This window comes from Actinomyces sp. Z5, assembly GCF_003287795.1.
In the GTDB taxonomy this organism is placed as follows: domain Bacteria; phylum Actinomycetota; class Actinomycetes; order Actinomycetales; family Actinomycetaceae; genus Actinomyces; species Actinomyces glycerinitolerans.
In genome coordinates, this window is the sequence record NZ_QMIN01000076.1 from 22,278 (window position 1) to 33,135 (window position 10,858).

Here is a 10,858-nt window from a genome sequence, read left to right on the forward strand (position 1 = left end):
CGCGGAAGATCTGGCGGGTGGACTCCACCAGTTCAGGCTCGGGCGGACGGGTGTCGCGGAGCTTGTACTCCAGCTTCAGCGCATCCCATTTGTCGGTGCCCATCTGGTGGAATGGCAGCACCTCAACGCGGGAGACCACCGGCCGCCAGCGCTCCACGATGCGGGCCACGTTCTCCACGTTCTGCGGGTCGTCCGTCAGCCCCGGTACCAGCACGAAGCGCACCCAGGTCTCGATGCCCTTGGCGGCCAGACGGTCGCCGAAGTCGATCGTCGGGGCGAGTTCGCGGCCGGTGACCTTCTTGTAGGTCTCCTCGTCGCCGCTCTTGACGTCCAGCAGCACCAGGTCGATGTTGTCGAGCATCTCATCCGAGGCGTGCTGGCCGAGGTAGCCCGAGGTGTCGATGCAGGTGTGGATCCCCATGGCCTTCGCGCCGGCGAGGATGCGTGCGGCGAAGGCCGGCTGCATGAGCACCTCCCCACCGGACAGGGTGATGCCGCCGCCGGTGGCCTTGAAGACGTTCCGGTAGCGCCCGATCCGGCGTAGGAGCTCGTCGGCTTCAACCGGCTCGCCGTCCCGCATGAGGAAGGTGTCCGGGTTGTGGCAGTAAAGGCAGCGCAGCGGGCAACCGTTGAGGAAGATCGTCATCCGGGTACCCGGCCCGTCGACGGCGGTAACCAGCTCCCAGGAGTGGATGGACCCCAAGGTGCCCTCACGCATGCGGGCGAGGCGCTCGGATCTCTGAAGGTCGGTCAGCTCCTCGAGCCCGCCGATTCCGGCCCCGCGCAGACGGGCGGCCGGGGCCAGAAAGTCCTGGTCCCGGCCGCCGATCTGCTCCGGGGTGATGGTCTCAGTCATCTGAGTCCCTCACCCGTGTCGGTTCAGGCGCCGGCGTGGAAGGTGCGGTTGAGCACGTCGAGCTGCTGCTCGCGGGTCAGCTTCACGAAGTTGACGGCGTAGCCGGAGACACGCACCGTCAGGTTCGGGTAGTTCTCCGGGTGCTCCATGGCGTCCTCCAGCGTGCTGCGGTCCAGCACGTTGATGTTGGCGTGGTACAGGCCCTTGACTCCGCCGTTGTCGTCGCGCTGAGCCTTCATGGACTCCAGGCGCTCTTCGTATGTGGGCATGTGCGGCCCCTTTCTAATGGTGAGAATGAGTTGATTCAGATGGTCTGGTGGCAACCGCCGGGGCGGCGCGATCAGGCCTCGACGTTCTCGGGGACGAACCCGGCGTCGAGGATGCCCACGAGGTTGGACACGCGCTCGTCGAGCGTGCGGCCCAGGCCCTGGGGCGTGATGGTGTTGGTCAGGGAGATGCCGTCGAGGGCGTCGTTGTAGTCAAGCTTGCCGACGCTCAGCATGGAGGCGACCATGCCGTGCGTGTCCATGCCGTTCTCCGGGTTGGCACCCGGGGAGAAGGGGGTGCCCTTCTGGTGGCCGGACGGGAAGGAGCCGGTGGCCTTGCCGTAGACGACGTTGGAGGTGATCGTCAGCACGGACTGGGTCGGGATGGCGTCCCGGTACAGGGGCTGCTCCTTGATCTTGGACATGATGGTGTGGACCACCGTCGCGGCGATCTCGTCGGCGCGGTCGTCGTCGTTGCCGTAGATCGGGAAGTCGCCCTCGGTGACGTAGTCGACCACGAGGCCGGTCTCATCGCGCACCGGCGTGACCTTGGCGTACTTGATGGCACTCAGCGAGTCGGCGACGATCGACAGGCCCGCGATGCCGCAGCCCATGGTGCGCACGATGTCGGAGTCGTGCAGCGCCATCTCGATGGCCTCGTAGGCGTAGCGGTCGTGGCAGTAGTGAATGATGTTCAGCGCCTCGACGTAGGTGCCGACCACCCAGTCGAGCATCTTCTCGTACTTGTCCCAGACCTCGTCGAAGTCGAGCGGGGCGTCGCCCTCGATGCCGGGCAGGCCGGTGACGACCTGCTTGCCGGTCATCTCGTCGCGGCCGCCGTTGATGGCGTACAGCAGCGCCTTGGCGGCGTTCACGCGGGCACCGAAGAACTGCATCTGCTTGCCGACCCGCATCGGGGAAACGCAGCAGGCGATGGCGGCGTCGTCGCCCCAGTGCTCGCGGATCTGCTCGTCCGCCTCGTACTGGATGGCGGAGGTGGTGATGGAGATCAGGGCGCAGAAGTCCTTGTAGCCCTTGGGCAGGTCCTCGTTCCAGAAGATGGTGATGTTCGGCTCCGGGGCCGGACCCAGGTTGCGCAGGGTCTGCAGCAGCCGGAAGGAGGTCTTGGTGACCAGCGGGCGGCCGTCCTCGCCGAAGCCGGCGTCGGACCAGGTGGCCCAATAGGGGTCGCCGGAGAAGATCTGGTCGTAGTCGGTGGTGCGCAGGAAGCGGGTGATGCGCAGCTTCATGACGATGTTGTCGATGAGCTCCTGGGCGCGGGACTCGTCGATGACGCCGTTCTTCAGGTCGCGCTCGAAGTAGATGTCGAGGAAGGCGGACAGGCGACCGATGCTCATGGCGGCGCCGTCCTGGGACTTCACGGAGGCCAGGTAGGCGAAGTAGGTCCACTGTACGGCCTCGTGGGCGTCCTTGGCGGGGCCGGAGATGTCGAAGCCGTAGGAGGCGGCCATGTTCTTGAGCTTCTTCAGCGCCTTGATCTGCTCGGCGTGCTCCTCGCGGTACCGGGCCCAGTGCTCGGAGAAGGGCTTGTCGGCAACGGCGTCCTTGGCCTGCTGCTTGAGCTCGATGAGGCGGTCGACGCCGTACAGGGCGACGCGGCGGTAGTCGCCGATGATGCGGCCGCGGCCGTAGGCGTCGGGCAGGCCGGTGATGATGTGGGAGCTGCGGGCGGCACGGATGCGCGGGGTGTAGATGTCGAAGACCGCGTCATTGTGGGTCTTGCGGTAGCGGGTGAAGATCTTCTTGACCTCGGGGTCGACCTCCTTGCCGGCCTCCTTGATCGCCTGCTCCACCATGCGCCAGCCACCGTTGGGCATCATGGCGCGCTTGAGCGGGGAGTCTGTCTGCAGGCCGACGATGACGTCGTCGTCCTCGCTGATGTAGCCGGCAGGGAATGCGTCGATGTCGGACGGGGTGTGAGTGTCGACGTCGAGGATGCGCACCTTGCGCTCCTCAGACAGGTAGTTCTTCTCCAGGGTGTCCCACAGGCGCAGGGTCTTGTCGGTGGCGCCGGCAAGGAACGACGCGTCGCCCGCGTACGGGGTGTAGTTACGCTGGATGAAGTCCCGGACGTCAATATCCTCGGTCCACGGGCCCTTGGTGAAGCCCTCCCACGCGTCGCGGCTGGTGGTCTCGTCCGCAGTGGCGGATGCTGTGACCTCGGTTGTCATCCGTGCCCTCCTATAGGGTGGGTGGCTCACGCCACCCGATGGTGTGCGCCCTTGTGAGGCGTGGCGGTACATCGTTGCGCCGTCGAGTTAAGACTAGGCCAGACGTCCCGCTTTGTGTCATGCCGATTCAAAACCACCCGGTGGGATGACTCACAGCCACTACCCAGCCCAACCTAACCTAGGACGTTAGTCCTAGGCGTCGGCGCAACCTGTTCCTCCGGTCACCACTCCCCGCGAACACCCAAGAACCGCACAATCACGGCGATCCGCGCCCGCCCCGGCAATCTGCTCTAGATACCCTCATGCCAGTCCGTCGCGCGCGCCGCCTCCGGTCGCGTGCCGCTCGTTCAACCGGACGACGCCGACGCATCGCCCCGAGCCACGCTCCACCCCCAGCCTGGGACTGGTGTCCTACATCTGCGTGGGTGCGCCGGTCGGGGCCGAGATCAGCCCCTGCCGTCCGGGGCCGTGTCCGGATTCACGAGGCGACGCACCGCTGCGCAGATCCCCGCGCGGTCCATGCCGAAGTCGGCCAGCAGCTGCTCGCGCGTGGCCGTCGGCAGGAAGCGGCGCGGCACACCCAGCCGGGCTACGCGGGGGACCTCCGCGACTCCGTCCGCAAGGGAGGCGTCCTCGACGGCGTCGCGCAGCTGCGAGCCCACGCCGCCCTCCACGAGCCCGTCCTCCACCACCACCGTGCCGCTCGCGGCGCGGGCGAGCTCGACCAGCGCGTCCGGCACCGGCACGGGCCAGCGCGGACACACCACCCGCACGGCAACCCCCTCCGCAGTCAGGCTCCGCCCGGCGTCGAGCGCGTTCTCGGCCATGGCACCCACTCCAACCAGCAGCACCGGCCGCTCCCCCGCCGTGTCTTGCAGAACGTCCACGGCACCGAAGGGCCCGTCGTCCTCCCCCACGGTGCGCACGGCCGGCAGCGGGGCGGGCAGGGAGCCCTTCGGATAGCGCACCACCGTGGGCGCATCGTCCACGTCGACCGCATCCCGCACGGCCTGGCGCAACGTGGCCTCGTCGCGGGGCGCGGCCAGATGCAGGCCGGGCACGTGCGCCAACAGCGCCATGTCCCACATGCCATTGTGGCTGGCGCCGTCGGTGCCGGTGATGCCGGCCCGATCCAGCAACACGGTGACGCCGGCCCGGTGCAGGCCCACGTCCATGAGCACCTGGTCGAAGGCCCGATTGAGGAAGGTCGCGTACAGCGCGACCACCGGATGCAGGCCGGCGAAGGCCATGCCGGCCGCACTGGTGAGCGCGTGCTGCTCGGCGATGCCGACGTCGATCACCCGATCGGGCAGCGCGTCGGCCAGTGGCTGCAGACCGACCGGCTGTTGCATGGCGGCGGTTATGCCCACAACCCGCTTGTCGGCACGAGCCAGCGCCAGCAGCTCCTCGGCGACGACGGCGGTCCACCCGAAGCGGGAGGGCACCACCGGCAAACCGGTCTCCGGGTGGATGCGGCCGACGGCGTGGAAGCGGTCGGCGGCGTCCTCCTCGGCCGGGGTGTAGCCGCGCCCCTTCTCGGTGATGACGTGGACGATCACCGGTTCGGTGTAGTCCCGCGCCCGGGCCAGGGCGAACTCCACCGCGGTCTCGTCATGCCCGTCGACCGGCCCGGTGTACTTGATGCCCAAGTCCTCGAAGAAGGCCGAGGGCACCAGGATGTCCTTGAGACCGCGCTTCAGGCCGTGCAGCGCATCGAAGGCGGCGCGCCCCGGAGCACCTTGCGACAGCAGCGTGTGCTTCACACTGGACAGCATGCGCTCGTAGCCGGGATTGGTGCGCAGCGCGTCCAAGTGGTGCGCCAGTCCACCGATGGTGGGCGCGTAGGAGCGACCGTTGTCGTTGACCACGATCACCAGGTGCTTATCGGCGGAGTCGGCAATATTGTTCAGCGCCTCCCACGCCATGCCGCCGGTCAGCGCCCCGTCACCGATCACGGCGACGATGTGCCGGTCGCGTCCCTGCAGGTGGTTGGCGCGGGCGATGCCGTCCGCCCAGGACAGGGCGGTAGAGGCGTGGGAGTTCTCGACGACGTCGTGAATGGACTCCTGCCGGGAGGGGTAGCCGGATACGCCGCCGCGTTCGCGCAGCCGACTGAAGTCCTGCCGACCGGTGAGCAGCTTGTGCACGTAGGCCTGGTGGCCCGTGTCGAAGACGATGGTGTCGCGCGGAGAGCGGAAGGTGCGGTGCAGGGCCAGGGTCAGCTCGACGACCCCGAGGTTGGGGCCGAGGTGCCCGCCGGTGCGCGCCACCGTGGCCACCAGGTAGCGGCGGATCTCGGCCGCGAGCGCCTCGATTTCGTCACTGGTCAGGCCGCGCAGGTCGGCCGGGCGGTGGATGCGGCTGAGCAGTGGCGTAGCGGGCAGGGATGAGGGGGTGCCGACGGCGTCGGGAACACCACCTGTGCGGTCAGCACCGGCCGCGCCGAGGGTGGCAGGGGTCTCACTCATCGGCGCGTCTCCTCCTATTGCCGGTCGGGTTGCGGCGGCACGCGGGGAACCGCTGCCACCACGGCGTCCCAGCATATGCACATCCGCGCCGGGCGGGCCGCCACGACCCGCGGCCCACTAGGCGCCACAAGCGGACACCGTGCAGCCGGGAACACGTAGGGTTGGCCCCGGACCGTGCGCACCGCCCGACGGGCGCCCCGCGCCGACCCACCGCTTTCAGGAGGAACGATGAGTACCACAGCGCCGTACGGGACCTGGCCCTCGCCGATCACCCCCGGAACCATCACCACCCGCACCCTGTCCCTGTCACAGGTGCGCGTGGATGGCGGGGACACCTACTGGGTGGAGCAGCGCGCCTCCCAGGCCGGCCGCCAGGTCCTGCTGCGCCGGGACGGCGACGGACAGATCGGTGAGGTACTGCCGCTGACGCCGGCCGACGAGCTGGTGGACGCCCGCACCCGCGTGCATGAGTACGGCGGGCGCGCCTACGCCGTCGACTCCGGCATAATCGTCGTCTCCCACGCCGGCGATGGGCGCCTGTACCGCTACGACGTCGCCCACCGGCTGCGCGGCCTGGTGCCGCTGACCATCTACGGGGACGTGCGCCACGGCGACCTGGAGATCGACACCGCCCGCGGCCTGGTCTACGCGGTGCGCGAGGACCATCGCGGCGACGGCGAGCCGGTCAACACGCTGGTGGCCATTCCGCTGGACGGCTCGGCCGCCCGCGACGACGCCGCCTGCACCACGATCGTGTCCGGCACCGACTTCGTGGTCTCCCCCACGCTGTCACCCGACGGGGAGCACCTGGCCTGGATCACCTGGAACCACCCGGACATGCCCTGGGACAACGCCACCCTGCACGTGGGTGACCTGCTCCCGGACGGCACCATCGGCTCCCAGACCGTCGTCGACGGGGGCGCCGGCTACTCCGTGTCCGAGCCGCGCTGGACCGAGGAGTGCGAACTCGTGCACGTGTCCAACGCCTCCGGCTTCTGGAACCTGTACCGCACCGAGGGATTCCCGCGCCGCGGCACCAACCGCGAGGGCTGGACCGAGTCTCTGCGCACCCGCCCGCTGCACCCGATCGACGCGACCTTCACCTCCCCCGCCTGGGTGCTGGGGCCGCACCACTTCGACGTGCTCGACGGCGAGCATTTGATCGCCTCCTGGGCGCGCGACGGCGTGTGGCACCTGGGCACGGTCAAGCTGGCCAATGGGGAACTGGAGGAGTGGAACGTCGGCTGGCAGCCGATGGGCAACGTCGCCTCCTCCGGGGGACGCGTCGTCATGCTGGCCGGCAGCGAGACCGAGCTGCCCAGCATCGTGGAGGTGCGTGGACGGCAGGTGGAGATTCTGCGCGGCTCGGGTGACTTCTCCGCTCACGACGCCGGCATCTCCTTCGCCGAGCCCGTCTCCTGGCCCACCACCGACGGCGCCACCGCGCACGGCTTCTTCTACGCCCCGGCCTCCTCCGCCTATGTCGGTCCCGACGACGAGCTGCCGCCGCTGATCGTGGGCGTGCACGGCGGCCCCACCGCCATGGACCGCACCGGGTATGACCTGCGCATCCAGTTCTGGACCAGCCGCGGTTTCGCCTATCTGGCCGTTAACTACCGTGGTTCGACCGGCTACGGCTCGGACTACCGGCGCCTGCTGAACGGCAAGTGGGGCGTGTACGACGTTGACGACGTCGTCTCGGGGGCCCAGTTCCTGGCCGACTCCGGCAAGGTGGACCCGGCCCGCATCGCGGTGCGTGGTGCCTCCGCCGGCGGATTCACCGCCCTGGCGGCGCTGGCCCGCTCCGACGTGTTCAGCGCCGGCACCTCCCTGTACGGGGTGGCCGACCTGGCCCAGTTGGCCCGCACCACTCACAAGTTCGAGTCCCGTTACATTCAAAGGCTGGTGGGCGCGGACGACCTGGATGACCCGGTCTACGCCGAGCGCTCCCCGATCAACCGCATCGATGACATTCACGCCCCGCTGTTGCTGTTGCAGGGCAGCGCCGACCCGATCATTCCGCCCGCTCAGGCCACCGGCATGTACGAGGCGGTCAAGGCCAAGGGGCTGCCGGTCGCCCTGGAGGTCTTCCAGGGCGAGGGGCACGGCTTCAGCCTCGCCGCCAACGTGCACCGCGCCTACCAGGACGAGTTGAGCTTCTACGCACAGGTGTGGGGCCTGGCCTCCCCGGTGCTGGAGCGGGTCGCCCTGCACGTGGATAACCTGGACCGCTGACACCCGCGCCGGCCGTGACTGCACTCGTGCCCAGAAATGCAGGCGGCCGGCTGCGGGAGCACACCCTGAATCTGCTGCGCTACCACCGCACCGGACTGTTCATTCTGGCGGTACTCACCGGTTTGACGGCCGGGGCCGGTGCCGTCGTCTTTCGGGCCGGCATCGACCTGTGGACCCGGGTCCTGACCGGTACCGATGACTACACCCTGATTCTGGGGCCGTCCACCGGGGTGCTGGCGGGCCTGGGCCGTGGGTTCGTGCTGGCGGCGCCGGTGCTGTCCGGTCTGTTGGTCGGGGTGCTGATGAGCCGGCTGGGTGCAACCGCCACGGGCCACGGCGTGGCGGGGGTGATCTGGTCGGCCCGTCGGTCCGACGGCACCATGGCTCCCCTACCCGCCGGCGCGAGCGTGCTCGCCGCCACATTGACCATTGGTGGCGGCGGATCGGTGGGGCCGGAGGGACCGATCGCCGAGCTGGGCGCGAGTACGGCCAGCGTCTTCGGGCGGCGCCTGGGGCTGCCGCGGCGCTCCGTGCGCCTACTGGCGGCCGCGGGCACGGCCGCCGGGATCGCCGCCGCCTTCAACGCCCCACTGGCCGGGGCATTCTTCGCCCTGGAGGTGGTGCTCATGGACTTCACCGTGGACGCCTTCGCCTTCGTGGTGCTGGCCTGCGTGGCCGCCACGGTGCTGGCGCACCACCTGCTGGGGACCACCCTGTCGGTGTCGCTGCCGGCGCTTGACCTGCACGGCGACGCCCAGCTGCTGTGGGTGGCGCTGCTGGGCCTGGTCGGCGGCGTTGTCGGGGTGATCTTCTCCCGCTGTCGCTACCTGGCGGCGGACCTGTTGGGGGCTGTCGGCGACCGGCTGCACCTGCCCGCCTGGGTCCGGCCCGCGGTGGGCGGGCTGCTGGTGGGGGCGCTGCTGCTGGCGGTGCCGGAGGTGTACGGCGAGTCGGCCGCGGTGCTGGATCGTGCCCTGGGCGGCCAGTACACGGCGGCAGCACTGCTGGGACTCACGGCCGCGAAGATCCTGGCGACCTCGGTGACCCTGGGGGTCGGTATGACCGGTGGCGTGTTCGCGCCGTCGCTGTGCATCGGGGCCACCCTGGGGCGGCCTGGGGCACCGCGCTGGCGCCGAATCGGCCCGAGGCTGCGGCCGTGTTCGGAGTGATCGGCATGGGCGCGGTCTTCGCGGGCTCGGCGCGCGCACCCATCACCGGTACCGTGCTGATCATCGAGATGACCGGCCAGTACCACCTGCTGCTGCCGCTGATGCTGGCGGTGGCGCTGTCCACCACCATGAGCCGGTTCCTGACCCGCACCACGATCTACACCGAAGAGCTGCGCCGCCGCGGCGATGACATTGACGACCCGGTGCGTGCGACGCTGGTGGGCCGGGTGGACGCCCGCGGCCTGATGCACGCGCCCCCGGCGGTGCTGGAGGCCACCGCCTCGCTGGCCGAGGCCGCCGAGGCGCTGCGTGCGGCGGGTGCGGTGCGCCTGCCGGTGGTGGGGGACACCGCGGCCGGTCGGCCGGGGGCCGGCGCCGGGGACCCGAAGCCGGTCTGGCTGGGGTGTGTCTCCGCCGTCGCCGTCGCGGAGGCGCGCTCCCACCCCGACGCCGGCGAGGCGTACGGTTCTCCGCGATGCGTGGGCGGGCTGCCCCTGGACCGGGAGCACGTTGACGGCGGCGCGGACGCGCACCGTGTGCTGGGGGCGCTGATCGAATCCCACCTGGAGGCGCTGCCGGTCACGCAGGCGCTGCCGGACGGTGGACTGGAGCTGATCGGCTGGGTGAGTCAGGAGGACATGGTGCGGCGCCTGTACCGGCAGCAGCGGCGTGCCGTCGAGGCCGCCGAGCAGCGCACCTCCCTGGGGTCGCGCACGCAGGCGTGGCTGCGCCGTCGCCGCACACGTTGAGCGCGCCCCTTGAGGGCGGTTACTTGCGGTCGCGGTGAACGGTTCCCTGGATCGTGTCGGAGATGTCGGTGATGCGCTCGGCATTGGTGACGATGCGACGCGGATCGGCCAGCCACAATTGCGCGCCGCCGACCAGCGGCAGGAGCACCGGCAGGTACCACCAGACGCTCCCCCACGCCGACCAGGCGGAGCCCGTCAGGCCCACCACATTGACGGCGACGAGCCCCACCAACTCAACTACTAGGCAAGCCCATCCGACACGCCGCATGCGCCGGCCGTTGTGAGCCACGGCAACCGACAGCACCACGTAGCCCACCCCGCATAGGCCACTGAGCCCGGCCGGCAGGCGCATGCCCGCACCCGACCGGGCCAGGTCGACGAAGGCGGGCAGGGCCACCGCCAGGCCGAAAAGCGCGAAGACCCCCACGAGTGCGCGCCCCCAGCCGTGCGCGGGACGGCGCGTGTCGTTGAGGGACCGCGCCTGGGAAGACTCATCCATACGGTTACTGACCTCGTGGTGCACTGATTCGGAGCCGGGCCGTTCCCGGATGGCGCCCGGCGGGCCCGGCAGTGGCCGGCGCTGTGACGTTACCATTCCCGCATGAGTGAGATTACGACCTCCAGTCTGTCGGCCGCAGAGGTGGGCGGCGATGTCCTGGTATTGGCGGCCCGCGCGGAAGCCGACGCACCGGTTCTGCTCGGTGAGGAGTCCGGACTGGGCATCCTGCCGGATCTGAGCGCGCTGCCGGCACTGCTGTCCACTCTCGGCTTCACCGCGGCCCTCGACGCCGTGGTGCGGGTGCCCACGGCGGCGCTGGAGCACTCGCGCCGGGATTCGCTGGCCCCCACCCTGCTGGTGGTGGGCACCGGCGACGGCGACGACGTCGCCGCACTGCGCCGGGCGGCCGGACGCGCCGCCCGCG

At 70.0% G+C, this 10,858-nt stretch carries 7 protein-coding genes and 2 pseudogenes; 4 read left to right on the forward strand and 5 right to left on the reverse strand.

The features are described from left to right. From pflA to dxs, 4 genes are all read right to left on the reverse strand, one after another. On the reverse strand, window positions 1-856 hold an 856-nt coding region (pflA, locus tag DRB06_RS10695; RefSeq protein ID WP_111819933.1), incomplete at its 3' end, for a pyruvate formate-lyase-activating protein. Window positions 857-879: 23 nt separating this feature from the next. After that, window positions 880-1,125, reverse strand: a complete 246-nt coding sequence (gene grcA2, locus DRB06_RS10700) for an autonomous glycyl radical cofactor GrcA2 (RefSeq protein WP_073331841.1) — start codon at window positions 1,123-1,125, stop codon at window positions 880-882. A gap of 71 nt (window positions 1,126-1,196) precedes the next feature. After that, the gene (pflB, locus tag DRB06_RS10705; protein WP_108967276.1) at window positions 1,197-3,314 is read right to left on the reverse strand and encodes a formate C-acetyltransferase; all 2,118 of its coding nucleotides are present in this window, start codon (window positions 3,312-3,314) and stop codon (window positions 1,197-1,199) included. A 446-nt stretch (window positions 3,315-3,760) separates the two neighbouring features. Continuing rightward, a complete protein-coding gene (dxs, locus tag DRB06_RS10710; RefSeq protein ID WP_111819934.1) occupies window positions 3,761-5,782 on the reverse strand; it encodes a 1-deoxy-D-xylulose-5-phosphate synthase in 2,022 nt (673 codons plus the stop codon). Between the two features lie 228 nt (window positions 5,783-6,010). On the opposite strand from dxs, the gene DRB06_RS10715 reads away from it, so the two are divergent. The 3 genes and pseudogenes from DRB06_RS10715 (at window position 6,011) to DRB06_RS16855 (ending at window position 9,935) form a co-directional block, all read left to right on the forward strand. Then, window positions 6,011-8,017, forward strand: coding sequence for a S9 family peptidase (locus DRB06_RS10715; protein WP_111819935.1), 2,007 nt, complete (start codon window positions 6,011-6,013; stop codon window positions 8,015-8,017). Between the two features lie 302 nt (window positions 8,018-8,319). Then, window positions 8,320-9,263 (forward strand): annotated as a pseudogene (locus tag DRB06_RS16850) (chloride channel protein); the annotation flags it as partial. A gap of 168 nt (window positions 9,264-9,431) precedes the next feature. Continuing rightward, window positions 9,432-9,935, forward strand: coding sequence for a CBS domain-containing protein (locus DRB06_RS16855; protein WP_309300330.1), 504 nt, complete (start codon window positions 9,432-9,434; stop codon window positions 9,933-9,935). Window positions 9,936-9,954: 19 nt separating this feature from the next. On the opposite strand, the gene DRB06_RS10725 is transcribed toward DRB06_RS16855, so the two are convergent. Then, window positions 9,955-10,434 carry a hypothetical protein gene (locus tag DRB06_RS10725; RefSeq protein ID WP_111819936.1) on the reverse strand — a complete coding sequence of 160 codons (480 nt, stop codon included), beginning with the start codon at window positions 10,432-10,434 and terminating at the stop codon, window positions 9,955-9,957. A 102-nt stretch (window positions 10,435-10,536) separates the two neighbouring features. Between DRB06_RS10725 and DRB06_RS16220 the strand changes: the two are divergent. Next, window positions 10,537-10,858, forward strand: a pseudogene (locus DRB06_RS16220) (leucyl aminopeptidase); the annotation flags it as partial.

Coding starts and splice junctions, on each gene's coding strand:
- grcA2 (WP_073331841.1), bottom strand. CDS start 1,125: ATGCCCACATACGAAGAGCGCCTGGAGTCCATGAAGGCTCAGCGCGAC.
- pflB (WP_108967276.1), bottom strand. CDS start 3,314: ATGACAACCGAGGTCACAGCATCCGCCACTGCGGACGAGACCACCAGC.
- dxs (WP_111819934.1), bottom strand. CDS start 5,782: ATGAGTGAGACCCCTGCCACCCTCGGCGCGGCCGGTGCTGACCGCACA.
- DRB06_RS10715 (WP_111819935.1), top strand. CDS start 6,011: ATGAGTACCACAGCGCCGTACGGGACCTGGCCCTCGCCGATCACCCCC.
- DRB06_RS16855 (WP_309300330.1), top strand. CDS start 9,432: ATGCACGCGCCCCCGGCGGTGCTGGAGGCCACCGCCTCGCTGGCCGAG.
- DRB06_RS10725 (WP_111819936.1), bottom strand. CDS start 10,434: ATGGATGAGTCTTCCCAGGCGCGGTCCCTCAACGACACGCGCCGTCCC.